The 23896-nt window shown below is 60.3% G+C and carries 21 protein-coding genes; 15 read left to right on the top strand and 6 right to left on the bottom strand.

Annotated features, from left to right (window positions below):
• Nucleotides 1-84 precede the first annotated feature (84 nt).
• Both LO50_RS07895 and cysB read left to right on the top strand, forming a co-directional pair.
• Nucleotides 85-1041, top strand: coding sequence for a putative 2-dehydropantoate 2-reductase (locus LO50_RS07895; protein WP_044314641.1), 957 nt, complete (start codon nt 85-87; stop codon nt 1039-1041).
• Nucleotides 1042-1217: 176 nt separating this feature from the next.
• Nucleotides 1218-2192: an HTH-type transcriptional regulator CysB gene (gene cysB / locus LO50_RS07890; RefSeq protein WP_044314640.1), complete on the top strand. Its 975-nt coding sequence runs from the start codon at nt 1218-1220 to the stop codon at nt 2190-2192.
• Nucleotides 2193-2265: 73 nt separating this feature from the next.
• Here cysB and LO50_RS07885 read toward each other — a convergent pair whose 3' ends face one another.
• Complete coding sequence (locus LO50_RS07885) at nt 2266-3000, bottom strand: phosphoadenylyl-sulfate reductase (protein ID WP_044314639.1); 735 nt, start codon at nt 2998-3000, stop codon at nt 2266-2268.
• A 192-nt stretch (nt 3001-3192) separates the two neighbouring features.
• On the opposite strand from LO50_RS07885, the gene thrH reads away from it, so the two are divergent.
• Nucleotides 3193-3810, top strand: a complete 618-nt coding sequence (gene thrH / locus LO50_RS07880; protein WP_044314638.1) for a bifunctional phosphoserine phosphatase/homoserine phosphotransferase ThrH — start codon at nt 3193-3195, stop codon at nt 3808-3810.
• Between the two features lie 37 nt (nt 3811-3847).
• Here thrH and pabB read toward each other — a convergent pair whose 3' ends face one another.
• The 4 genes from pabB to rloA are packed head-to-tail and all read right to left on the bottom strand — an operon-like array spanning nt 3848 to nt 8309.
• Nucleotides 3848-5194 (bottom strand): aminodeoxychorismate synthase component I, encoded by a 1347-nt coding sequence (pabB, locus tag LO50_RS07875; RefSeq protein ID WP_044314637.1) that lies wholly within the window; start codon nt 5192-5194, stop codon nt 3848-3850.
• Between the two features lie 59 nt (nt 5195-5253).
• Nucleotides 5254-6237, bottom strand: coding sequence for an alpha-L-glutamate ligase-like protein (locus tag LO50_RS07870; RefSeq protein ID WP_014820322.1), 984 nt, complete (start codon nt 6235-6237; stop codon nt 5254-5256).
• Between the two features lie 3 nt (nt 6238-6240).
• Nucleotides 6241-7767: an osmotic stress tolerance membrane protein RloB gene (gene rloB / locus LO50_RS07865; protein ID WP_014820321.1), complete on the bottom strand. Its 1527-nt coding sequence runs from the start codon at nt 7765-7767 to the stop codon at nt 6241-6243.
• 5 nt (nt 7768-7772) lie between these two features.
• Nucleotides 7773-8309 (bottom strand): retropepsin-like aspartic peptidase RloA, encoded by a 537-nt coding sequence (gene rloA / locus LO50_RS07860; RefSeq protein ID WP_023444336.1) that lies wholly within the window; start codon nt 8307-8309, stop codon nt 7773-7775.
• Between the two features lie 266 nt (nt 8310-8575).
• Between rloA and LO50_RS07855 the strand changes: the two genes are divergently transcribed.
• The 5 genes from LO50_RS07855 (at nt 8576) to prpF (ending at nt 15390) form a co-directional block, all read left to right on the top strand.
• The gene (locus LO50_RS07855; RefSeq protein WP_014820319.1) at nt 8576-9301 is read left to right on the top strand and encodes a GntR family transcriptional regulator; all 726 of its coding nucleotides are present in this window, start codon (nt 8576-8578) and stop codon (nt 9299-9301) included.
• The gene (gene prpB / locus LO50_RS07850; protein WP_014820318.1) at nt 9298-10185 is read left to right on the top strand and encodes a methylisocitrate lyase; all 888 of its coding nucleotides are present in this window, start codon (nt 9298-9300) and stop codon (nt 10183-10185) included. The genes LO50_RS07855 and prpB overlap by 4 nt, the downstream gene beginning before the upstream one ends.
• Nucleotides 10186-10280: 95 nt before the next feature.
• Nucleotides 10281-11408 (top strand): bifunctional 2-methylcitrate synthase/citrate synthase, encoded by a 1128-nt coding sequence (gene prpC, locus LO50_RS07845; protein WP_044314636.1) that lies wholly within the window; start codon nt 10281-10283, stop codon nt 11406-11408.
• 75 nt (nt 11409-11483) lie between these two features.
• A complete protein-coding gene (gene acnD / locus LO50_RS07840; protein ID WP_044314635.1) occupies nt 11484-14087 on the top strand; it encodes a Fe/S-dependent 2-methylisocitrate dehydratase AcnD in 2604 nt (867 codons plus the stop codon).
• A gap of 115 nt (nt 14088-14202) precedes the next feature.
• Nucleotides 14203-15390: a 2-methylaconitate cis-trans isomerase PrpF gene (gene prpF, locus LO50_RS07835; protein ID WP_044314634.1), complete on the top strand. Its 1188-nt coding sequence runs from the start codon at nt 14203-14205 to the stop codon at nt 15388-15390.
• 92 nt (nt 15391-15482) lie between these two features.
• Here the strand turns inward: prpF and ppsR are convergent, their stop codons facing one another.
• Nucleotides 15483-16301, bottom strand: coding sequence for a posphoenolpyruvate synthetase regulatory kinase/phosphorylase PpsR (ppsR, locus tag LO50_RS07830; protein WP_014820314.1), 819 nt, complete (start codon nt 16299-16301; stop codon nt 15483-15485).
• Nucleotides 16302-16455: 154 nt separating this feature from the next.
• Here ppsR and ppsA point away from each other — a divergent pair, with 154 nt between their 5' ends.
• The 7 genes from ppsA to LO50_RS07795 all read left to right on the top strand — a co-directional run bounded on the left by ppsA (nt 16456) and on the right by LO50_RS07795 (nt 23450).
• Complete coding sequence (gene ppsA / locus LO50_RS07825; RefSeq protein ID WP_014820313.1) at nt 16456-18825, top strand: phosphoenolpyruvate synthase; 2370 nt, start codon at nt 16456-16458, stop codon at nt 18823-18825.
• Nucleotides 18826-18991: 166 nt separating this feature from the next.
• Nucleotides 18992-19480 carry a ribonuclease E activity regulator RraA gene (rraA, locus tag LO50_RS07820; protein ID WP_014820312.1) on the top strand — a complete coding sequence of 163 codons (489 nt, stop codon included), beginning with the start codon at nt 18992-18994 and terminating at the stop codon, nt 19478-19480.
• Between the two features lie 82 nt (nt 19481-19562).
• Nucleotides 19563-20558, top strand: a complete 996-nt coding sequence (locus LO50_RS07815) for a zinc transporter ZntB (protein ID WP_044314633.1) — start codon at nt 19563-19565, stop codon at nt 20556-20558.
• A gap of 56 nt (nt 20559-20614) precedes the next feature.
• Nucleotides 20615-20857, top strand: coding sequence for a hypothetical protein (locus tag LO50_RS07810; protein WP_014820310.1), 243 nt, complete (start codon nt 20615-20617; stop codon nt 20855-20857).
• A gap of 2 nt (nt 20858-20859) precedes the next feature.
• Nucleotides 20860-21684: a mechanosensitive ion channel family protein gene (locus LO50_RS07805; protein WP_044314632.1), complete on the top strand. Its 825-nt coding sequence runs from the start codon at nt 20860-20862 to the stop codon at nt 21682-21684.
• Between the two features lie 83 nt (nt 21685-21767).
• Nucleotides 21768-22358, top strand: a complete 591-nt coding sequence (gene sigX / locus LO50_RS07800; RefSeq protein ID WP_014820308.1) for an RNA polymerase sigma factor SigX — start codon at nt 21768-21770, stop codon at nt 22356-22358.
• A 99-nt stretch (nt 22359-22457) separates the two neighbouring features.
• Nucleotides 22458-23450: an OmpA family protein gene (locus LO50_RS07795; protein WP_014820307.1), complete on the top strand. Its 993-nt coding sequence runs from the start codon at nt 22458-22460 to the stop codon at nt 23448-23450.
• The last annotated feature ends 446 nt before the right edge of the window (nt 23451-23896 follow it).

The raw sequence follows: 23896 nt of genomic DNA, 5'->3' as shown, positions 1-23896 counted from the left end.
GGACGTTGCGTGCCGGACTGCTATCGTTCGACCTTTTACCGGCTGGCCCAACGAGCGCGGCCGGTCCACTGATCTGGAGTGCTTATGTCTGCAGCGAGTCCACGTATCGGCATCATCGGCACCGGTGCCATCGGCGGTTTTTACGGTTTGATGCTGGCGCGTGCCGGCTACGATATGCACTTTCTTTTGCGTAGCGAATACGCCGCGGTGTGCGAGCGCGGCTTACAGGTGAACAGTGCCGTTCATGGAGCGCTGCAGTTGGAGCGGCCGCAGGTCTACCGCGATGCAGCGCAGATGCCGGCGTGCGACTGGTTGCTGGTCGGTGCCAAAAGCACCAGCAACGAAGCACTCGCGCCGATCATCGCACAGCTAGCCGCTCCTGGTTGCAAGGTCGTTGTACTGCAGAACGGTTTGGGGGTGGAAGATGCCATCAGGCCATTCCTCCCTGACACCGTACATCTGCTCGGTGGCTTGTGTGCAATCTGTGCCCATCGCTCAGCGCCCGGCGTGGTGGAGCATCAGGCACTGGGCGGGGTGAATCTCGGTTACCACTCGGGACCTGCCAGCGGCGACGAGCAGGCTCAACTTGCGCTGCTGAACGCGATGGTCGAGATGTTCCGTCAGGCAGGCGTGGACTCGTCGCCGATGCCCAGCCTGGCACAGGCGCGCTGGATGAAGCTGGTGTGGAATGTCCCGTTCAACGGGCTGTCGGCGTTGCTTGACGCGGGCACCGAGTCACTGCTCAGTAGCGATCACTCGCGCGCGCAGGTCAAGGCGATCATGCAAGAGGTCTGCACGGCGGCGCACGCGCTGGGCTGTTCGCTGCCGGAGGACTTTCCGGAAAAGCTGCTGATGGGCACTGCGCGTATGCCCGATTACCTGCCCAGCATGTATCACGATCGTTTTCAGAACCGGCCGATGGAGCTTGAAGCGATCTATGCGGCACCGCTCGCTGCCGCAGCGCAGACTGGCGTTTCGATGCCCAGAACAGAGATGTTGTATCAACTGTTGCGTTTTCTGGAGCAGCGCACTGGTGGCTGAGCAAACGCCAGGCCCGGTTTTCGCCGCGCTGCTAAGCTCAACGGCAGTCGCGGCGAGTCAGACCAAAGGTCGCACAGCAAACGCCAGGCGGAACATCTATCATCCGTTGGCGCACCGTTCATAAGGTTATAAGTGTTGCGGCAGGCGCAGTGGTGCCTTTGCCTTGAGGGATTTCTATGAAGCTTCAACAACTGCGTTACATCTGGGAAGTGGCGCACCATGACCTCAACGTTTCGGCAACGGCGCAGAGTCTGTTCACCTCGCAACCCGGGATCAGCAAGCAGATCCGACTGCTGGAAGACGAGCTCGGCGTCGAGGTGTTCGCCCGCAGCGGCAAGCATCTGACCCGTGTCACGCCAGCGGGGGAGCGCATCATCACGACGGCAGGCGAGATCCTGCGCAAATGCGAGAGCATCAAGCAGATCGCTCAGGAGTTCTCCAACGAAAAGAAGGGAACCCTGAGCATCGCCACCACCCATACCCAGGCGCGCTACGCGTTGCCCCAGGTTATTAGCAGCTTTATCAAGCAATACCCTGACGTTTCACTGCACATGCACCAGGGTACGCCGATGCAGATCGCCGAGATGGCCGCCGACGGCACCGTCGACTTCGCCATTGCCACCGAAGGGCTGGAGTTGTTCGGTGATCTGGTGATGATGCCCTGCTATCGCTGGAACCGTTGTGTGATCGTGCCTCAGGGGCATCCGCTGGCAAAGCTCGAAAAGCTCACGCTCGAAGCACTCGCCGAGCATCCGATCGTGACCTACGTATTCGGGTTCACCGGCCGGTCCAAGCTCGACGAGGCGTTCGGGCATCGCGGGCTTTCGCCGAAAGTGGTCTTCACCGCCGCCGATGCCGACGTGATCAAGACCTATGTGCGGCTTGGGCTGGGTGTCGGGATCGTTGCGCGAATGGCTGTGGATTCCAAGCTCGACTCCGATCTGGTTGTACTGGATGCCAGCGAGCTGTTCGAATCCAGTGTGACCAAGATCGGCTTCCGCCGCGGCACATTCTTGCGCGGCTTCATGTGCGACTTCATCCAGCAGTTTGCCCCGCACCTGGAAAGGGACATGCTGGAGAAGGCGATCCAGTGCCGTAACAAGGCGGAACTGGATGAGCTGTTCGACGGCATGGAACTGCCGACTTACTGAGCCATGCCGAGCAGGCCGGGAGCCCAGCCTGCTGTCCTTTTATCGTTGCTTCGCTGCCGGCCCTGGCTGAGTTTCAGTTCTTGGCGATCAGATTGCCGGCATGCAGCCCGCATTCCTTGTGAGTGGCTTCCTCCCACCACCAGCGTCCTTCGCGCTCGTGCTGATTGGGCAGTACCGGGCGGGTGCAGGGCTCGCAGCCGATGCTGATGAAACCGCGCTCGTGCAGGCTGTTGTAGGGGATTTCCAGCATGCGAATGTAGCCCCAGACTTCCTCGCTGGTCATCTGCGCCAACGGGTTGAACTTGTACAGCGCGTTATCCGCTGTGGAGAAGGCCGTATCCAGCTCCAGCACCGATACCTGGCTGCGTGTGCCGGGGCTCTGATCGCGGCGCTGCCCGGTAGCCCAGGCGCGGACGGTGGCCAGCTTGCGTCGCAATGGCTCGATCTTGCGAATTCCACAGCATTCGCCGTGACCGTCACGATAAAAACTGAACAGGCCTTTCTCGTTTACCAGTGGCTGCAGCAATGCCGGATCGGGGGTCATGATTTCGATGGCAATGCCGTAGTGATCGCGTACCTGCTCGATGAAACGGTAGGTTTCGCTATGCAGTCGCCCAGTATCAAGGGTGAACACCTTGACGTTCTTGTTCAGCTTCCAGGCCATGTCCAGCAGCACGACGTCTTCGGCGCCACTGAAGGAAATCCACAGATCATCGCCGAACAGGTCGAAGGCGAGCTTTAGAACGTCTTGCGGGGATTCCTCGGCGTAGGCTGTGGCCAACGCGGCGACGTCGATAGAGGGGCTCATCGGGCGGCTTCCTTATAGATGGCATTGGCGCTTCGGCGCTCTGAGGCCGCGGATGGTAGCAAAAGGCGTTTATGCCGCTAAATAACGTTTAGGCACTCTGATCAGCTGCTTCGGGTATAAGCCTTGCGTTGCTTCGGTGGCGAGCTGCCGTTAGAGTGCCGCCTTCAATTTTCTGCATTGAGGAGTGGCCCCGTGGAAATAGCCTGTCTCGACCTGGAAGGTGTGCTGGTTCCGGAAATCTGGATCGCCTTTGCCGAGGCCACCGGAATCGAATCGCTCCGGGCGACCACGCGGGACATTCCCGACTACGACGTGTTGATGAAGCAGCGCCTGCGCATCCTCGATGAGCACGGCCTGAAGCTCGCCGACATCCAGAAGGTGATTGCGACGCTGAAGCCACTGGAAGGCGCACCTGAGTTCGTCGACTGGCTGCGCGAGCGCTTCCAGGTGGTGATCCTGTCCGACACCTTCTACGAGTTCTCGCAGCCGCTGATGCGCCAGTTGGGGTTCCCGACGCTGCTTTGTCACCGCCTGATCACTGACGAAACCGATCGCGTCGTGGACTATCAGCTGCGTCAGAAGGACCCCAAGCGTCAGTCGGTCATTGCGCTGAAGAGCCTCTACTACCGCGTCATTGCCGCGGGCGATTCCTACAACGACACCACTATGCTCAGCGAGGCCCATGCCGGCATCCTGTTCCATGCGCCGGATAATGTGATTGCCGAATTCCCGCAATTCCCAGCGGTGCATACCTTCGACGAGCTGAAGCAGGGGTTTCTCAAGGCGTCGAACCGCAAGCTCGCGCTGTAAGGCCGTGACGCTAGGGCGACTGGTTTAGTCGGTCGCCTCAACCTGGCAGCTGCTCCAGTGTCTGCAGCAGCACCTTTACCTTGTCGATCGATTCCTGGTACTCCGCCTGCCAGTCGGAGTCGGCGACGATGCCTCCGCCGCCCCAGCAGCTGGCTTGCCCATCGCGGATGAGCAGTGTGCGAATGGCGATGGAGCTGTCCATTTCCCCCCTGACATCGACGTACAGCAACGATCCGCAATAGATTGCGCGGCGCGTCGGTTCCAGCTCGTCGATGATCTGCATGGCGCGGATCTTCGGCGCTCCGGTGATCGAACCGCCGGGAAAACTGCCGGCCAGCAGGTCGAACGCATCGTGGCCGTCGGCCAATTCGCCGGTCACGCAGCTCACCAAGTGATGCACGTTGGGGTAGCTTTCCAGTGCGAACAGCTGCGGAACGCGCACGCTGCCGATGCGGCAGCTGCGGCCGAGGTCGTTGCGCAGCAGGTCGACGATCATCAGGTTCTCGGCACGATCCTTGTCGCTGGCGAGCAGCGCTTGCGCTTGTGCGGCGTCGCTGCGCTCGTCCGCACCGCGTGGACGGGTGCCTTTGATCGGGCGGGTTTCCACGTGGCCCCGCTGCAGGCGCAGGAAGCGCTCCGGCGAGAGGCTGGCAATGGCGCCGTCTTCCAGTGCGACGAAGCCGGCGTACGGCGTTGGACAAGCTTCTCGCAGCGCGCGATAGGCGCTCCATGGGTCACCCGAGCAGCCGGCACGAAAACGCTGGGTGAAATTGACCTGATAGCAGTCACCGGCCTGGATGTAGGTCTGAATGCGCTCGATGCCGTTCCGGTAAGTGTCGACAGAAAGATCGGCGGCGAAACGGCTGTGCAGCCTGAATGGAGCGCTTTCGACGGTGGTGGCTGAATCGAACAGCGCGATCAGTCGCATCTGCTCGGAAGAAGTCGTTGCTGGGTGAAACACCAACTGACTGGTGCGCCTCTGGTGATCGCTGATCAGCGCCCAGCCATAAAGGCCGAAACGTGCCAGTGGCAGACCGTTGTCGTCGAGGGCGCGCTGGGGCAGGGTCTCGAGGCGGGCGCCGAAGTCGTAGCTCAACAGGCCGATCAGGCCTCCGGCAAACGGCAGCTCACAGCTCTCGGGCAGCTCGACGGAGCCAAGTCCGCGCAACGCCTGGCGCAAACGGTGGAAGTAATCACGCCCTGATTCATCGTCGCGTGGCTCGTGCACAGCCAGTGGCCAGGCGCTGAGAATGTCGAAGCGCCCACGCTCGGCCTTCGGCCTGCCCGAATCGAGCAGCACCGCACCTGGGGCATGGCGGATGCGCTCGAACCAATAGGCGGGATCGGCCTGGTAGGGCAGGGCATGCAGCGTGCAGATGGACATGGGTCGAGTCGATGAGGGGGCAGCCCGAGAGGATACGCGGGCTACCCGGCTTGCGTCATTCAGGCGTGGGGCGGGACATGGCCGAACAGCTCCTGGGAGAACTTCACCCGTTCCTCCGGCGTTTCCTGGATGCCTTTCTCCTTGAGTTCCGCCAGGCGGTTCTCGACTGCATGGGCCCGGTGCGTCAGCCCACAGTCGTTGGCGATCTGGATGTTCAGGCCAGGGCGCGCGTTCAGCTCGAGAATGAGCGGGCCCTTTTCCTGATCGAGCACCATGTCGACACCGATATATCCGAGCCCGCAGAGCTCGTAACAGCCGGCGGCGAGCTTCATGAAGCCGTCCCAGTTTGGCAACTGCACGCCGTCCACCGCGTTGGTGGTGTCCGGGTGTTTGGTGATCTTGTTGTTCAGCCACGTCCCGCGCAGGGTGATGCCGGTGGCCAGATCCACACCGACGCCGATGGCGCCCTGGTGCAGGTTGGCCTTGCCTCCGGATTGACGGGTTGGCAGGCGCAGCATCGCCATGACCGGGTAGCCCATCAGCACGATGATGCGAATGTCCGGCACACCTTCGTAGCTGATGCTCTTGAAGATCGGGTCGGGCGTGACGCGATATTCGATCAGTGCGCGGTCGCGATGGCCGCCCAACGAGTACAGCCCGGTGAGGATATTGGAGATCTGATGCTCGATCTCCTCATGGGTCATGATCTTGCCCGAGACGGTCTTGTAGCGGCCTTCGAAACGGTCGGCGATCACCAGGATGCCGTCGCCGCCGGCGCCCTGGGCCGGCTTGACGACGAAATCGGTGTGATCCTTGACGATATCCTTGAGTTTGTCGATGTCCTTTTCGGTTTCGATGATGCCGTACATCTCCGGCACATGAATGCCGGCCTCGATGGCGCGCTCCTTGGTGATGATCTTGTCATCGACGATCGGATACAGGTTGCGCTTGTTGTACTTGAGCACATAGTCCGCGTTGCGGCGGTTGATGCCCATGATTCCCTTGGCCTCGAGGGCCTTCCACGTCTTGATCAGACCGAACATGGCTCAATCCTTCAGAAAGGCTTTGAAGCGGAACAGCTCGGTCAGGCGGTAGCCGCGGTAGCGACCCATCGCCAGCATGAAGCCCACCATGATCAGCAGCACCGCTGGGAAGGTGAAGATGAAGTAGGTCAACTCCTGAATGTTCATCAGCATGAAGGCCAGGCTCGCGGCGATCAGGGTGCCGACCGCCACTTTGAAGGCATGGCCGCCGCCACGTTCTTCCCAGGTGATCGACAGGCGCTCGATGGTCATGGTCAGAATCACCATCGGGAACAGGGAGACCGACAGGCCGCGCTCCAGGCCGAGCTTGTGACTGAGCAGGCTGATCACAGCGATCAGCACCACGACGAACGTCAGTACCACCGAGAGGCGCGGCAGCATCTGCAGTTTCAGGTGTTCCAGGTACGAACGCAGCGACAGGCCCAGCGCCGTGATCAGCGTGAACAGGATGATGCCGAAGCCGATCTGCGTCTCGCGGAACGCCAGGGCAATCAGTACTGGGGTGAAGGTGCCGAGAGTCTGCAGGCCGCCGAGGTTGCGCAGGATCAGGATCACCAGCACGCCGATCGGGATCATGATCATGATCTGGTAGGTCTGCTGGGTCTGCAGGGGCAGGCCATACAGCGAGTACTCGAGGAAGTCGGCGTCGGTGTTCTCGTCGGTCAGCTTGGCCAGGCGGATGGCGTTCATTTCGCTGTTGTTGAGCGTGAAGGTCACCTGCGGATTGCGTCCGCCTTCCAGATTGATCAGCGGCTCGTCACCGGTCCACCAGACCAAGCGGTCATTCGGCAGGCCTTGCTCGCCGGTGCCGGGGTTGAAGAACAGCCACTTGTCGCCGTTGAAGCTGCGTAGCCAGAGTTCCGGGGTTTGCGGCTGGTCTGCGTTCAGGCGAATGGTATGCACGCGCTCCATCGGCACGTGAGCGATGGACAGCAGCAATTCGATGACGCGTGCCTTGTTCGGGATGGATGCATCGCCGCCCAGTAGCAGCTTGACATTGTCATCGTTGGGATTGTTGACCCGCTTGATGGCTTCGCTGATGAAGGTTTCCACATCAGCGGAATGCTGACGAATCGGAGAAAGCAGCGCTTCTGCAGCGATCTTCTCGGCGCCTTCCACCGGAAGACTGTCGCGGAAGATCGGCCCGGTGGCCTTGGTCTGCTCACCGCTGTAGCGCTTGGTGAGCACGAGGCGGTAATAGAGCGTCTGGTTTCCGCTCGCACGGCGCGCAGACCAGGTGACGCGGCGGTTGCCGTCGGCCCGGTTGATGCTGACGCCGTAGTTGTTGGATATGAAGCTTTCGTTGAGGCTGACGAATTCCTGATTCAGTGGCGGCACGTACATCTGCAGCTTGACCGGCTCGCGTGGGCTGGCCTGGAACTCGACCTTGGCGTCGATATTCCACAGGTCATCGGTTTCGTCTTCGGTAACCGGGATGCCCAGTATGAAGATCTGGTAGGCGGTGATCGAAATTCCCAGAGCGACGAGGATGAAGATCAGGACTTTCAGATGCAGAGTGAGAGCGCGCATGGGTATTACTCGTCAGCGTCAGATTCGTTGAGGCAACCGGGTTTGCCGGCAATAAAGGTGCGACTTGGGTCGACCAGGGCGCCGAAGCGGGTGAGCGCGTCGGAACCGATCAAAAGTGGGTATTGGAAAGCGGTACGGTCCGTGAGGTTCACTTCGATTGTGCGTTTGGCCTTGCCCATGCACAGATCGAGTTCGATAACCGGGCGCGCCGTATAGGTTTTTTCCTCTTCCGGATCATAGTCGCCAGCCCGGCGCTTGATCTTGCTGATGCGTGCCAGCGGACGCTCGATGGGGTGTGCGTGGGCGCTGTCGACGGCAAGGTAGAAGCGCACCCACGACTCGCCTTCACGCTTGAATCGGGTGATGTCACGCGCACTGAGCGACGCGGTCTGGGCGCCGGTGTCGAGCTTGGCGTCCACTTCCAGATTGAAATCGGGGATTCCAACGTGTTCGTTCAGACCGTAAATCGTATTGTCGGCAGCGGTGCCGATCGCGGGCAGGAGTAATGTACAGAACAGCAGGAAGTGGGCTTTTACTCTCATGGAACCTGTTGTCTTAAGGAAGGGATGACTGGAGATCGAGCGGCGACAGGCATTGCGGGTAAGCGCCGGGGGCGCGAAAGGCTGGCATTCTAGCATGCTGGTTTCACGGCGCTACAAGGCGCTCTGCCCTGGCTCAAGCTAATCCCGATCAGGTTGCCGCTTTTACGACTTTAGTAAAGGTGTCGACAATCTGCTTGGGCGGGCTGTTGACTGGTCGGCAATGCAGGCGTACTTTCGCCGCATCGAAACTTGAATTGTCGACAATCATGCTGGATACCGTTGAGCTTCACCCATCCGCGCAACAGCTCGACAGTGGCACGCTGGCCGAGCATGTGTTTCGTCTGATCCAGGCTGCCATCGTCAAAGGCGAGATTGCCCCGGGTAGCAAGATCTCCGAGCCGGAGCTGGCGCGTACCTATGGCATAAGCCGCGGGCCATTGCGCGAGGCGATCCACCGGCTGGAAGGGCAGAAGCTGCTGGTCCGCGTGCCGCATGTTGGCGCGAGGGTGGTGTCGCTCAGTCATGCCGAGCTGATCGAGCTCTACGAGATTCGTGAATCCCTGGAAGGCATGGCCTGCCGCCTGGCGGCCGAACGCATGACTGAGGCGGAAATCGACGACCTGCGCCGGGTACTGAGCACCCACGAGCGCGATGAGGCGTTTCAGGCCGGTGTCGGCTATTACCAGCAGGAAGGCGATTTCGACTTCCATTACCGGATCATTCAGGGTAGCGGTAACCGCACACTGGCCAAGCTGCTGTGCGACGAGCTCTATCAGCTGGTGCGCATGTACCGCATCCAGTTCTCCACCACGCCGAACCGTCCGCATCAGGCCTTCGCCGAACACCACCGGATTCTCGATGCCATCGCCGAACGCGATGGCGAACTGGCGGAGCTGCTGATGCGCCGCCATATCGCCGCTTCCAAGCGCAATGTCGAACGTCACTTCACTGGCGTTCTTGAGCAAACACCACATGAAAGGGGTAATGCATGACTCTTCCTTCTGCCGGTCAGCGTTTCCGTGACGCCGTCGCCAGCGAGCATCCGCTCCAGGTCGTCGGCGCGATCAACGCCAACCACGCCTTGCTGGCCAAGCGTGCCGGCTTCAAGGCCATCTATCTGTCCGGCGGCGGCGTTGCTGCCGGCTCGCTGGGTCTGCCGGATCTTGGCATCACCGGGCTCGACGATGTGCTGACCGACGTGCGCCGCATCACCGATGTCTGCGATCTGCCGCTGCTGGTGGATGTCGACACCGGCTTCGGCTCCTCGGCGTTCAACGTGGCGCGTACCGTCAAGTCGATGATCAAGTTCGGCGCCGCGGCGATCCACATCGAGGACCAGGTCGGTGCCAAGCGTTGCGGCCATCGTCCAAACAAGGAAATCGTCTCGCAGCAGGAGATGGTCGACCGCATCAAGGCGGCCGTCGATGCGCGCACCGACGACAGCTTCGTGATCATGGCGCGTACCGATGCGCTGGCGGTGGAAGGTCTGAACTCCGCGCTGGATCGTGCCGCGGCCTGCATCGAAGCGGGTGCCGACATGATCTTCCCCGAGGCCATCACCGAGTTGGCGATGTACAAGACCTTCGCCGACCGCGTGCAGGCGCCAATTCTGGCCAACATCACCGAGTTCGGTGCCACGCCGCTTTACACCACCGAAGAGCTGGCCAGCGTCGACGTCTCCCTGGTGCTCTACCCGCTGTCGGCGTTCCGTGCCATGAACAAGGCCGCGGAAAATGTCTACACCGCGCTGCGCCGTGACGGCACGCAGAAGAACGTGATCGACACCATGCAAACCCGCATGGAGCTCTACGATCGCATCAACTATCACACGTTCGAGCAGCACCTCGACGCGCTGTTCGCTCAGAAGAAGAGCTGACGAGAAGGCCCCATTGGGTTTGCCAATGGGGCCTTTGCGATCCATTTTTCAACGTGATTTGCAGTATCCAGAACAAATCCAAGAAGGAGATAGCAATGGCTGAAGCAAAAGTTTTGAGCGGCGCGGGCCTGCGCGGACAGATCGCCGGACAGACCGCCCTGTGTACCGTGGGCAAGACCGGTGCCGGGTTGACCTATCGTGGTTACGACGTGCGCGACCTGGCAGCCGAGTGTGATTTCGAGGAAGTGGCCTACCTGCTGTTCTACGGTGAGCTGCCGAACACCCAGCAGCTGGCCGATTACAAGAGTCGCCTGAAGACCATGCGTGACCTGCCGCAGGCACTGAAGGAAGTGCTGGAACGCATCCCGGCTAGCGCTCATCCGATGGATGTCATGCGTAGCGGTTCGTCCGTACTTGGCACGCTGGAGCCGGAGCTCAGCTTCGACCAGCAGCGCGACGTGGCCGAGCGGCTGATGGCGGCTTTCCCGGCGATCATGTGCTACTGGTATCGCTTCACCCACGACGGTGTTCGCATCAACTGCACCAGCGACGAAGAGACCCTGGGAGGCCATTTCCTCGCTCTGCTGCACGACAAGAAGCCGAGCGATCTGCACGTCAAGGTGATGAACGTCTCGCTGATCCTCTACGCCGAGCACGAGTTCAACGCCTCGACCTTTACCGCCCGTGTCTGTGCTTCGACGCTGTCTGACCTCTATTCCTGCGTGACCGGTGCCATCGGTTCGCTGCGCGGTCCGCTGCATGGCGGCGCCAACGAAGCGGCGATGGACATGATCGAGCAATGGAAGAGTCCGGAAGAAGCCCGCGAAGCGATCCTCGGCATGCTCGAGCGCAAGGACAAGATCATGGGCTTCGGCCACGCGATCTATAGCGTTTCCGACCCGCGCAACGAGGTGATCAAGGTCTGGGCCGAAAAGCTCGCGGATGAAGTGGGCGACACCGTGCTTTATCCGGTCTCGGTGGCTGTCGACGAAACCATGTGGGAGCAGAAGAAGCTCTTCCCGAACGCCGACTTCTACCATGCGTCCGCCTATCACTTCATGGGCATCCCGACCAAGCTGTTCACGCCGATCTTCGTCTGCTCGCGCGTCACCGGCTGGGCGTCCCATGTGTTCGAACAACGCAGCAACAACCGGATCATTCGGCCGAGCGCCGAGTACATCGGTCCGGAGCAGCGCAAGGTTGTCCCGATCGCCCAGCGTTGATCGGAGCGAGGGAGCTCGTCGTCGGGCTCCCCGCACCTTGCCCCACAGAACATTACTGAATTGAGTTCTTCCGGCATGAATACACAACACCGCAAACCTTTGCCAGGTACTGGGCTTGACTACTTCGACACCCGTGAGGCGATCGAAGCCATTCAACCGGGTGCCTACGACAAGCTGCCCTATACCTCCCGCGTCCTGGCCGAACAGCTGGTGCGTCGCTGTGAGCCCGAAGCGCTGACCGATTCGCTGAAGCAGATCATCGAGCGCAAGCGCGACCTCGATTTTCCGTGGTATCCGGCTCGTGTGGTCTGCCATGACATCCTCGGCCAGACCGCGCTGGTCGATCTCGCCGGCCTGCGCGATGCGATTGCGGAGCAGGGCGGCGACCCGGCGAAGGTCAACCCGGTGGTGCCGACCCAGCTGATCGTCGACCACTCGCTGGCGGTTGAATTTGCAGGCTTCGACCCGGATGCTTTCGAGAAGAACCGTGCCGTCGAGGAGCGCCGCAACGAGGACCGCTTCCACTTCATCGAGTGGACCAAGACCGCGTTCAAGAACGTCGACGTGATCCCGGCCGGCAACGGCATCATGCACCAGATCAATCTGGAGAAGATGTCGCCGGTGATTCAAGCCCGTGGCGGCGTGGCCTTTCCGGACACCTGCGTGGGTACCGACTCGCACACCCCGCACGTCGATGCGCTGGGTGTGATCGCCATCGGCGTTGGCGGCCTGGAGGCCGAAACCGTGATGCTCGGTCTGCCTTCAATGATGCGCCTGCCCGACATCGTCGGTGTGCGCCTGACCGGCAAGCGTCAGCCTGGCATCACCGCCACCGATATCGTGCTGGCGCTGACCGAGTTCCTGCGCAAGGAACGTGTGGTCGGAGCTTGGGTCGAGTTCTTCGGCGAAGGCGCCGACAGCCTGACCATCGGCGATCGCGCGACCATCTCCAACATGTGTCCGGAATACGGCGCCACCGCTTCGATGTTCTACATCGACCAGCAGACCATCGATTACCTCAAGCTGACCGGTCGCGAGCCGGAGCAGGTTGCGCTCGTCGAGCAGTACGCCAAGGAAACGGGCCTGTGGGCGACGGCTCTGGAAGGCGCCGAATACGAGCGCGTGCTCGAATTCGACCTGTCCAGCGTGGTGCGCAACATGGCCGGCCCGTCCAACCCGCACAAGCGTCTGCCGACCTCGGCGCTGCACGAGCGTGGCATCGCCGACGAAGACAAGCTGGCTGCTGCGCGCGCCGAAGAGGCCGAAGGTCTGCTGCCCGATGGTGCGGTGATCATTGCCGCTATCACCAGCTGCACCAACACCTCCAACCCGCGCAACGTGGTGGCCGCCGGCCTACTGGCGAAAAAGGCCAACGAGTTGGGCCTGGTGCGCAAGCCCTGGGTGAAGACGTCCTTCGCGCCGGGTTCCAAGGTCGCCAAGCTGTACCTGGAAGAAGCTGGGCTGCTCAGCGAGCTGGAAAAACTCGGTTTCGGCATCGTCGCCTACGCCTGCACCACCTGTAACGGCATGTCCGGTGCGCTGGACCCGGTGATCCAGCAGGAAATCATCGAGCGCGACCTGTACGCCACTGCAGTTCTCTCCGGTAACCGCAACTTCGATGGCCGTATCCACCCGTATGCCAAGCAGGCCTTCCTCGCCTCGCCGCCGCTGGTGGTCGCGTACGCCATCGCCGGTACCGTGCGTTTCGATATCGAGCAGGACGTGCTGGGCACCGACAAGAACGGCAATCCGATCACCCTGAAAGACCTCTGGCCGTCCGACGAGGAGATCGACGCCATTGTCGCGTCCTCGGTGAAGCCCGAGCAGTTCAAGCAGATCTACATCCCGATGTTCGATCTGGGCACCATCGAGGAAGCCAAGAGCCCGCTGTACGACTGGCGCCCGATGTCGACCTATATTCGCCGCCCTCCGTACTGGGAAGGCGCGCTGGCCGGCGAGCGTACGCTCAAGGGCATGCGTCCGCTGGCGATCCTGCCGGACAACATCACCACCGATCACCTGTCGCCATCCAACGCCATCCTGCTGGATTCGGCCGCCGGTGAGTACCTGGCCAAGATGGGCCTGCCGGAAGAGGACTTCAATTCCTACGCAACCCACCGTGGCGACCATCTGACCGCGCAGCGGGCGACGTTCGCCAACCCGCAGCTGGTCAACGAGATGGCGGTGGTCGACGGCAAGGTGCAGAAGGGTTCGCTGGCGCGCGTCGAGCCGGAAGGCAAGGTGATGCGCATGTGGGAAGCCATCGAAACCTACATGACTCGCAAGCAGAACCTGATCATCGTGGCCGGTGCCGACTACGGCCAGGGCAGCTCGCGTGACTGGGCGGCCAAGGGCGTGCGCCTGGCGGGTGTCGAGGTGATCGTCGCCGAAGGCTTCGAGCGCATTCACCGTACCAACCTGGTGGGCATGGGCGTGCTGCCGGTCGAGTTCAAACCGGGCACTACGCGCCTGACCCTTGGCCTCGATGGCACCGAAACCTTCGATATCGAAGGCGAGCTGTCGCCGCGCTGCGACCTGACGCTGGTCATTCATCACAAGAGCGGTGAAGAAACCCGCGTCCCGGTCACCTGCCGTCTCGACACCGCGGCCGAAGTCAGCGTGTACCAGGCCGGCGGCGTACTGCAGCGTTTTGCAAAGGACTTCCTCGGGCAGGCGTGACCGGCCGTCCTCGTAGGGTGGATGGCGCTTTTCCATCCACCGCACCAGCCCGCGCGGTGGATGGAAAAGCGTGATCCACCCTACAACCCATTCATCTTCCAGCCAGGACTCACTCATGGCTCATCAAACCCAGATCAGAATTCCCGCGACCTACATGCGTGGCGGCACCAGCAAGGGCGTGTTCTTCCGGTTGCAAGACCTGCCGGAAAGCTGCCAGGTGCCGGGCGCTGCGCGCGACAAGCTGTTCTTGCGCGTGATCGGTAGTCCCGACCCTTATTCGGCGCACATCGACGGCATGGGCGGCGCCACGTCCAGCACCAGCAAATGCGTCATCCTGTCTAAGAGCACTCGACCTGATCATGACGTCGAGTATCTCTATGGTCAGGTGTCGATCGACAAGCCCTTCGTCGACTGGAGCGGCAACTGCGGCAACCTTTCAACCGGCGCCGGCGCGTTCGCGCTGCATGCCGGCCTGGTGGATGCCGAGCGCATTCCGCAGAACGGTACCTGTGTGGTGCGGATCTGGCAGGCCAACATCGGCAAGACCATCATCGCCCATGTACCGGTCACCGACGGCCAAGTGCAGGAAACCGGCGACTTCGAGCTGGACGGCGTGACCTTTCCGGCTGCCGAGATCGTGCTGGAATTCCTCGATCCGTCGGATGACGGCGAGGAGGGCGGTTCGATGTTTCCCACCGGCAATCTGATCGATGAGCTGGAGGTCCCGGGCATCGGTACGCTCAAGGCGACCATGATCAGCGCCGGCATTCCCACTGTGTTCGTCAATGCCGAGGACATCGGCTACCAGGGCACAGAACTGCGTGAGGACATCAATGGCAATCCGGATGCTCTGGCTCGTCTGGAGTCGATTCGTGTGGCCGGTGCTCTGCGAATGGGCTTGATCAAGACCGCGGAGGAGGCGCTGACCCGTCAGCACACGCCGAAGGTTGCCTTCGTTTCCCAGCCGAAAAGCTATCGGGCGTCTTCCGGCAAGAACATCGATGCAGGTGAGGTCGATCTGCTCGTGCGGGCGTTGTCCATGGGCAAGCTGCACCACGCCATGATGGGCACCTGTGCGGTGGCCATCGGTACGGCGGCGGCGGTGCCTGGCACGTTGGTGAATCTCGCGGCAGGTGGTGGCGAGCGTCAGGCCGTGCGCTTCGGGCATCCGTCCGGCACGCTGCGGGTCGGTGCCGAGGCGAAGCAGATCGACGGCCAGTGGACCGTTACCAAAGCGATCATGAGCCGCAGCGCGCGCGTGCTGATGGAAGGCTGGGTACGCGTGCCAGGCGACTCTTTCTGATGCGCTTTCAGCTGCCGGAAGCGAATTCTTCCTGCTGAAAAACGCAAAAAGTCCGCACCAAGCGGACTTTTTGTTGTCTAGCGAAGCGGCACTTATTTGAGTCGACGCTCGACACCTTTCTCCACGAGGATCTTTGCAGAAATTTCTTCGACGGAGAAATGGGTCGAGTTGATGTAGTTGATGTTCTCGCGGCGGAACAGGCTTTCCACCTCGCGGACCTCGAATTCGCACTGAGCGAAGCTGGCATAACGGCTGTTGGGTTTGCGCTCGTGGCGAATGGCGGCAAGGCGATCCGGATCGATGGTCAATCCGAACAGCTTGTCCTTGTACTCCTTGAGGGCGCTCGGCAACTGCAGGCGCTCCATGTCGTCTTCGGTCAAGGGGTAGTTGGCAGCGCGGATGCCGTACTGCATCGCCATATACAGGCAGGTCGGTGTTTTGCCGCAGCGGGAAACGCCGACGAGGATGAGGTCAGCCTTGTCGTAGTAGCGAGTGCGGGCGCCGTCATCGTTATCGAGGGCGAAGTTGACCGCCTCGATACGCTCCATGTAATTGGCGTTGTGGCTGATGGAGTGGGATTTACCAACGGAGTAGGAGGAACGTGACATCAGTTCATGTTCCAACGGAGCAAGAAAGGAAGAGAAGATGTCGATCATGAAGCCATTGGATTCGGCCAGAATGTCACGGATTTCCTGGTTCACCAGGGTGTCGAAGATGATCGGCCGGCCACCGTCCTTTTCCGCGGCATTATTGATTTGCTGTACCATGGCCCGCGCTTTTTCGGCGGTGTCTATGTATGGGCGGGTCAGCTTCGTGAAGGTAATGTTCTCGAACTGTGCCAGAAGACTCTGGCCCAGGGTTTCCGCGGTGATGCCTGTGCCGTCAGAAATGAAGAAAGCAGTTCGTTTCATGTGCCTTGGGCCTTAAGTCGAGAACGGTTCCCAGCTATAGTAGGCCCTTCGCCGAGCCCGGTTGGCGGGCATTGTTACTTATTTTGCAGGGTCGGGCCACAGTCGTGCGGCCAGGCTCCGGTTGAGTTTCCAACACTAATGTGGAGAGATCACCTTGGTAGAGTACGTAGTTTCCCTCGATAAGCTCGGCAATCATGACGTTGAGCGTGTAGGGGGCAAGAACGCCTCCCTCGGCGAGATGATCAGCAACCTCGCAGGCGCGGGTGTTTCGGTGCCTGGCGGTTTCGCCACTACGGCCCAGGCCTATCGTGATTTCATGGAGCTCAGCGGTCTCAACGAGCAGATCCATGCGCTTCTCGATGCGCTGGACGTGGATGACGTCAATGCCCTCGCCAAAGCTGGCGCGCAGATTCGCGGCTGGGTGATGGAAGCTGAATTCCCGCCTCAACTGGATGCCGACATCCGCACCGCATTCGCGGAAATGTCCGGCGGCAATGACAACATGGCGGTCGCGGTACGCTCCTCGGCCACCGCCGAAGACCTGCCGGACGCCTCCTTCGCGGGCCAGCAGGAAACCTTCCTCAATATACGCGGCGTGGACAACGTGATCCGCGCAACCAAGGAAGTGTTCGCTTCCCTGTTCAACGACCGTGCGATTGCCTATCGCGTGCACCAGGGCTTTGACCACAAGCTGGTTGCCCTGTCCGCCGGCGTGCAGCGCATGGTGCGTTCGGAAACCGGCACTGCAGGTGTCATGTTCACTTTGGACACCGAATCCGGCTTCCGCGGTGTGGTGTTCATCACCGGCGCCTACGGCCTGGGTGAGACTGTCGTTCAGGGCGCGGTCAATCCGGACGAATTCTATGTCCACAAGCACACGCTGGAAGCCGGTCGCCCGGCAATCCTGCGCCGCAACCTGGGCAGCAAGGCAATCAAGATGGTGTACGGCGCCGAAGCCAGCGCCGGCAAGTCGGTCAAGACGGTCGACGTCGACCAGGCCGATCGCATGCGCTTCTGTCTGACCGACGAAGAAGTGACCAACCTCGCCAAGCAGGCCATGACCATCGAGAAGCACTACGGGCGTCCTATGGACATCGAGTGGGCCAAAGATGGCGACGACAACCAGTTGTATATCGTCCAGGCACGTCCGGAAACCGTTAAGAGCCGCAGCAGCGCCAATGTCATGGAGCGCTACCTGCTGAAGGAAAAAGGCACTGTGCTGGTCGAAGGTCGTGCCATCGGTCAGCGAATCGGCGCCGGCCCGGTCAAGGTCATCCACGACGTTAGCGAAATGGACAAGGTTCAGCCGGGCGACGTGCTGGTTTCCGACATGACCGACCCGGATTGGGAACCGGTGATGAAGCGCGCCAGCGCCATCGTCACCAACCGTGGCGGGCGCACCTGCCACGCGGCGATCATCGCCCGCGAGCTGGGGATTCCGGCGGTCGTGGGTTGCGGTAATGCCACCGAGTTGCTGAAGGACGGTCAGCGCGTGACCGTTTCCTGCGCCGAAGGCGACACCGGTCTGATCTTCGATGGCGAGCTGGGCTTCGACATTCGTCAGAACTCCATCGATGCCATGCCGGAACTGCCGTTCAAGATCATGATGAACGTCGGCAACCCTGACCGTGCCTTCGACTTCGCGCATCTGCCGAACGAGGGCGTCGGCCTGGCCCGCCTCGAGTTCATCATCAACCGCATGATCGGCGTGCACCCCAAGGCGCTGCTGAACTTCGACGGTCTGCCCGCAGATGTGAAGAGCAGCGTGGAGAAGCGCATCGCCGGCTACGACGATCCCGTCAACTTCTACGTCGAGAAGCTGGTCGAGGGCGTAAGCACCCTGGCCGCCGCGTTCTGGCCGAAGAAGGTCATCGTGCGCCTGTCGGACTTCAAGTCGAACGAGTACGCCAATCTCATCGGCGGCAAGCTGTACGAGCCGGAAGAAGAGAACCCGATGCTCGGCTTCCGCGGTGCGTCCCGCTATATCAGCGATTCGTTCCGTGACTGCTTCGAGCTCGAATGCCGCGCGATGAAGAAAGTCCGCGACGTGATGGGCCTGACCAATGTCGAGCTGATGGTGCCTTTCGTCCGCACTCTGGGCGAAGCGTCGCAGGTCATCGATCTGCTGGCGAAGTACGGCCTCAAGCGCGGCGAGAATGGCCTGCGCGTCATCATGATGTGCGAGCTGCCGTCCAATGCGCTGCTGGCAGATGAGTTCCTGGAGTTCTTCGATGGCTTCTCCATCGGCTCGAACGACATGACCCAGCTGACCCTCGGCCTGGACCGCGACTCTGGCATCATCGCCCACCTGTTCGATGAGCGTAATCCGGCGGTGAAAAAGCTGTTGGCCAACGCCATCCAGGCATGCAACAAGGCCGGCAAGTACATCGGTATCTGTGGTCAGGGTCCTTCGGATCACCCGGATCTGGCCAAGTGGCTGATGGAGCAGGGCATCGAGAGCGTCTCCCTGAATCCGGACTCGGTGCTCGATACCTGGTTCTTCCTGGCCGATCGCGAGATCTGACGGTTGAGTCGGTAACAAAAAACGGGGCGTCAGCCCCGTTTTCATTGGTGCTGATAATCGTCATTCCAGCGATTTCGTTCCGCCTAGAGCGTCCAGCGGCTAATATGCGCGCCTATATGGCTGTACGCTGGATGTCGCCGTAATTTCCAAGCAGAAGGAGTTTCCCATGCAATACGTCACGCCTGATCTGTGCGATGCCTATCCGGACCTGGTGCAGGTCGTCGAGCCGCTGTTCAGCAACTTCGGTGGTCGCGATTCCTTCGGTGGCGAGATCGTGACCATCAAGTGTTTCGAGGACAATTCGCTGGTCAAGGACCAGGTCGACGTCGACGGTACGGGCAAGGTGCTGGTGGTCGATGGCGGCGGCTCGCTGCGTCGTGCGCTGCTGGGTGACATGCTTGCCGAGAAAGCCGCACGCAATGGTTGGGAAGGTCTGGTTATCTACGGTTGCGTTCGTGACGTCGATGTTCTCGCGCAGACCGAGCTTGGCGTTCAGGCCCTGGCCAGTCATCCCATGAAGACCGACAAGCGCGGCATCGGTGATCTCAACGTTCCGGTGACGTTTTGCGGTGTGACGTTCCGTCCCGGTGAATACGTATACGCCGATAACAACGGCATCATCGTGTCGCCTGAGCCGCTTTCCATGCCGGAGTAAAGCCGGCTCTAACGGCTGTGCGTGCCATCACTCCTGAGCCCGGCGATGCCGGGCTTTTCATGACCAGCGACGGAACGGATAGATGCGGGAAACCGAAAGCGAACAGCGCGGGCTGATCCACGCCTTTGTTCTCGATGGCAGCGGTGGGGCTCGCCAGATTGGCTATAGCGATCTGCCTGAGCTGCAGCTTGCGGCCAATGAGAGCATCTGGCTGCACTGGGATCGTGGTCAGCCCCAGGCGCAGGATTGGCTGCGCAGGCAAAGCGGGCTCAGTGGGTTCGCTTGCGATGTGCTGCTTGAGGAGAACACGCGCCCGCGCGTCTTGGCGCTGCCGCAGGAAGGGCTCTTGCTGTTCTTGCGCGGGGTGAATCTGAACCCCGATGCCGAGCCGGAAGACATGGTTTCCGTGCGCGTATTCGCCGATCAAAAGCGGGTCATTTCGCTTCGCCTTCGGCCGCTGCGCTCCACCGAAGTAGTGATTCGATTGCTGTCGGAAGGTAGGGGGCCGAAATCGACCTCTGAACTGCTGCTCTATCTGGCAGAGGCGATGACCGAGCGAGTCGATGATCTGGTCACTCAGCTGGCCGAGCGCATTGACGCCGTGGAAGAGCGGCTCGAGGGAGATGAGCAATACACCCTGGAACATGCTTCGATGCTTTCCTTGCGCCGGCAGGCCGCGAGCATGCGGCGCTTCCTGCTGCCGCAGCGCGAGCTCTACGGCCAGATGACGCGTAATCAACCGAGCTGGTTTGCCGAGGATGACACTGAATACTGGAACGAGCTGAGTAACCGGCTCATCCGTTATCTGGAAGAACTCGAGATGGTCCGCGAGCGCGTGAATCTGGTGTTGGAGTCGGAGCATCGCAGGCTGAGCGAGCGGATGAACCGCACCATGTACCTGCTGGCTATAATTACCGGCTTTTTTCTGCCGCTCAGCTTCCTGACTGGGCTGCTGGGGATCAATGTGGGTGGTATTCCCGGGGCCGAGTTTTCCTACGGGTTCGTCGTTGCCTGCCTGCTCATCGGCGGCGTTGCGCTGTTGCAATGGTGGATACTGCGCCGCCTGCGTTGGGTGTGAATGTGACTCCCACCTAACCGTAAGCCGTCTAGACCACATACTTTAGCGAGGTTTGCATGCGCGATCCCTTCGAAGAATCCCTGCGCGATCTGCTCAACAAGCCCTCGGTTCATGATGACGACGCTTGTCTGGGCCGTGTGTTGAAAACGGCCAACCGGCAGGTTGGTGCCGGTGACCTGTTTGCACTGATCGGTCACTGGCTGCAGGCCTTGATGATCGCAGTCAACAGCGGCTCAGGTCATGTCGCTCCGGTTTCTCGCCGAGAAACACCTAACTGTTCGTTCGATAAGGCTGATTGATCATGGAATTCGATCCCTGGACCCAGAGTCTGTTGTCGGCGATGAGCTCCCTTTGGGCTTCCGTCGCCGCGTTCATTCCCCGATTGTTCGGCGCATTGGTCGTCGTCCTGCTTGGTTTCGTCGTCGCAAAGCTCCTCGACACCCTGCTTTCCAAAGTGCTTGCCAAGGTGGGCCTGGACCGGCTGATGGCGGGTACCGGTCTGACCAAGCTGCTGGGGCGGGCGGGGATCCGCATTCCGGTTTCCGCGCTGATCGGCAAGGTCGTGTACTGGTTTGTGCTGCTCATTTTTCTGGTTTCAGCTGCTGAATCGCTGGGGCTTGAGCGAGTGTCGGCAACGCTGGATATGCTGGCCCTCTACGTACCTAAAGTCTTTGGCGCGGCACTGATTCTGCTAGCAGGCGTGCTCTTGGCGCAGTTGCTCAGCGGCCTGGTGCGTGGCGCTGCCGAGAGTGTCGGGCTGGACTATGCCAACGGCCTGGCGCGCATGGCGCAGGGGCTCGTGATCATCATCAGCATCTCCGTTGCGATCGGACAGCTCGAGGTCAAGACCGAACTCCTCAACTATGTCATCGCCATCGTGCTGATCACCGTCGGCTTGGCAGTTGCGCTTGCGTTTGGACTCGGCAGTCGCGAGCTGGTATCGCAGATACTGGCTGGCATCTATGTGCGTGAGCTTTACGAGGTAGGGCAGCGCGTGTGCCTGACGGATATCGAAGGACAGATCGAGGAAATCGGAACAGTCAAGACATTGCTACTGACCGACGACGGCGAACTGACCTCTGTCGCTAACAGAGTACTGCTCGAACAACGCGTCGGCAGCCGTTAGCCTTGCGATTCTGGTAAAGTACGTCGCCTTTTTTCCGGTTTCCTTAATGGTGGCCGTGCCCCCGACTGCCGGCTCGAAGCGTCTTGACTAAAACCCCATCGTCCATATCGCGCTACGACCCTCGCCAGCTCACCGACGAAGAGCTGGTGCAGCATGCTCATGTCGAACTATTTCATATAACGCGTGCATATGAAGAGCTTATGCGGCGATATCAGCGCACACTGTTCAATGTATGTGCGCGTTACTTGGGGAACGAGCGGGACGCTGACGATGTATGTCAGGAAGTTATGCTCAAGGTTTTATATGGGCTGAAAAACTTCGAGGGCAAATCGAAATTCAAGACGTGGCTATATAGCATCACTTATAACGAATGCATTACTCAATATCGTAAGGAGCGCCGCAAACGGCGTTTGCTTGACGCACTCAGCCTCGACCCGCTTGAAGAGGCATCCGACGAGAAGGCGCCGAGAATCGAGGAGAAGACTGGGCTCGACCGGTGGCTCGTGCATGTGAATCCGATCGATCGAGAGATACTGGTGTTGCGTTTTGTTGCTGAACTTGAGTTTCAAGAAATCGCGGACATCATGCATATGGGTTTGAGTGCAACGAAGATGCGATACAAGCGTGCGCTCGATAAGCTGCGGGAAAAATTTTCCGATACTACTGAAACTTAATCCTGGAAACTTGTCTTATACCTTGCGAACAGCTTGGGCATACAGACAGCCGGTTTCCTTAGATTGTTCTGATTCTAACCACCAGATGGGGATTTACGGATGAAACTTAAAAACACCTTAGGCGTCGTTATCGGTTCGATGGTTGCCGCCACTTCTCTCAGCGCGCTGGCCCAAGGACAGGGCGCCGTAGAGGTGGAAGCGTTCGGTAAGCACTATTTCACCGATAGCTCGCGTGACGTGCAGCGTGACGGCGAGCTTTATGGCGCTGGCGCCAGCTACTTCCTTACCGACGATGTTTCCCTGGGCCTGTCCTACGGCGAATACCATGACCTGACCTCCAAGGATCCGGTCGGCGCCGATGGCAGCCACAAGAACATCAAGGGCAGCCTTACTTCTCTGGATGCTGCCTACCACTTCGGCGCGCCAGGCGTAGGCTTGCGTCCGTACGTCTCCGCTGGTGTGGCTCATCAGAGCATCGGCCAGGCGACTCGTGGCGGTCGTGACAGCAGCACCTTCGCTAATGTTGGTACCGGTCTGAAGTACTACTTCACCGAGAACTTCTTTGCCAAGGCCAGCGTCGACGGCATGTACAACATCGATGCAGATGAAGCTGAGTGGATGGCTGGTGTTGGTGTCGGTCTGAACTTCGGTGGTGGTGCTCGCGAGGTTGCAGCAGTCGAGCCGACTCCAGAGCCGGCTCCGGCTCCGATTGTCGACAACGAACCAGAGCCTGCTCCTGAGCTGGTCCGTGTCGAACTGGACGTCAAGTTCGATTTTGACAAGTCGCGCGTTCGTGAAGAAAGCTACAGCGACATCAAGAACCTCGCTGACTTCATGCAGCAGTACCCGCAGACCAACACCACTGTTGAAGGTCACACTGACTCCGTTGGTACTGACCAGTACAACCAGCGTCTGTCCGAGCGTCGTGCCGAAGCAGTGCGCAACGTTCTGGTCAACGAATACGGTGTTGAGGGTGGCCGCGTGAACTCCGCAGGTTACGGTGAGTCCCGTCCGGTTGCTGACAACGCCACTGAGGAAGGTCGTCAGATCAACCGTCGCGTTGAAGCAGAAGTGGAAGCTCAGGTTCAGTAATCTGAGTTAGCTACGCCTAGAAAAGCCCGGCTAGTCCGGGCTTTTCTTTGTCTGTGGGAAAAGACTATCTAGTGGCAATCCCTTTTCCCCGATGGTGTTTTTGCTGCGGCTGTGCTGCGCGGTGATGGCTGGTGTGGCCGGTGCGCATTGCTGTACAGGCGTTGGTCGCCGCTCTGATTGGCGAAGGGGGCAGCGGCGATAGAGGCAATAAAAAATGTCCGCTGTCAAGTCGTTAGTGCGGACATGCAACGGTACGAAAGGTCTTGTGGGGCAATAGGTTAGGCCAGATTTCGGCCTCGGTGTGCTCTTACCGCGTTTTGAGCTAGGTGCCGCATAGGCGCTTCGCGGTAGCAAGCCTAGGAGCGGCGGAGCGGGCAAGGTCGCACCGCCATCATAGCCCGGCCTATCGCAAGCCACCGCTCAAAGCGAAAGCGCAGCCCTTGGGC

It is taken from the genome of Stutzerimonas stutzeri, assembly GCF_000935215.1.
Taxonomy (GTDB): domain Bacteria; phylum Pseudomonadota; class Gammaproteobacteria; order Pseudomonadales; family Pseudomonadaceae; genus Stutzerimonas.
This window is presented reverse-complemented; position numbering and strand designations above follow the sequence as displayed.

Bases quoted from the DNA above. Each gene is read 5' to 3' on its own strand.
- acnD (WP_044314635.1), top strand. From the start codon at position 11,484: ATGAATACACAACACCGCAAACCTTTGCCAGGTACTGGGCTTGACTAC.
- rloB (WP_014820321.1), bottom strand. From the start codon at position 7,767: ATGCGCGCTCTCACTCTGCATCTGAAAGTCCTGATCTTCATCCTCGTC.
- LO50_RS07885 (WP_044314639.1), bottom strand. From the start codon at position 3,000: ATGAGCCCCTCTATCGACGTCGCCGCGTTGGCCACAGCCTACGCCGAG.
- LO50_RS07815 (WP_044314633.1), top strand. From the start codon at position 19,563: ATGCGGGAAACCGAAAGCGAACAGCGCGGGCTGATCCACGCCTTTGTT.
- ppsR (WP_014820314.1), bottom strand. From the start codon at position 16,301: ATGAAACGAACTGCTTTCTTCATTTCTGACGGCACAGGCATCACCGCG.
- LO50_RS07795 (WP_014820307.1), top strand. From the start codon at position 22,458: ATGAAACTTAAAAACACCTTAGGCGTCGTTATCGGTTCGATGGTTGCC.
- prpC (WP_044314636.1), top strand. From the start codon at position 10,281: ATGGCTGAAGCAAAAGTTTTGAGCGGCGCGGGCCTGCGCGGACAGATC.
- LO50_RS07895 (WP_044314641.1), top strand. From the start codon at position 85: ATGTCTGCAGCGAGTCCACGTATCGGCATCATCGGCACCGGTGCCATC.
- LO50_RS07810 (WP_014820310.1), top strand. From the start codon at position 20,615: ATGCGCGATCCCTTCGAAGAATCCCTGCGCGATCTGCTCAACAAGCCC.
- rraA (WP_014820312.1), top strand. From the start codon at position 18,992: ATGCAATACGTCACGCCTGATCTGTGCGATGCCTATCCGGACCTGGTG.
- pabB (WP_044314637.1), bottom strand. From the start codon at position 5,194: ATGTCCATCTGCACGCTGCATGCCCTGCCCTACCAGGCCGATCCCGCC.
- prpF (WP_044314634.1), top strand. From the start codon at position 14,203: ATGGCTCATCAAACCCAGATCAGAATTCCCGCGACCTACATGCGTGGC.
- LO50_RS07870 (WP_014820322.1), bottom strand. From the start codon at position 6,237: ATGTTCGGTCTGATCAAGACGTGGAAGGCCCTCGAGGCCAAGGGAATC.
- rloA (WP_023444336.1), bottom strand. From the start codon at position 8,309: ATGAGAGTAAAAGCCCACTTCCTGCTGTTCTGTACATTACTCCTGCCC.
- prpB (WP_014820318.1), top strand. From the start codon at position 9,298: ATGACTCTTCCTTCTGCCGGTCAGCGTTTCCGTGACGCCGTCGCCAGC.
- LO50_RS07855 (WP_014820319.1), top strand. From the start codon at position 8,576: ATGCTGGATACCGTTGAGCTTCACCCATCCGCGCAACAGCTCGACAGT.
- cysB (WP_044314640.1), top strand. From the start codon at position 1,218: ATGAAGCTTCAACAACTGCGTTACATCTGGGAAGTGGCGCACCATGAC.
- LO50_RS07805 (WP_044314632.1), top strand. From the start codon at position 20,860: ATGGAATTCGATCCCTGGACCCAGAGTCTGTTGTCGGCGATGAGCTCC.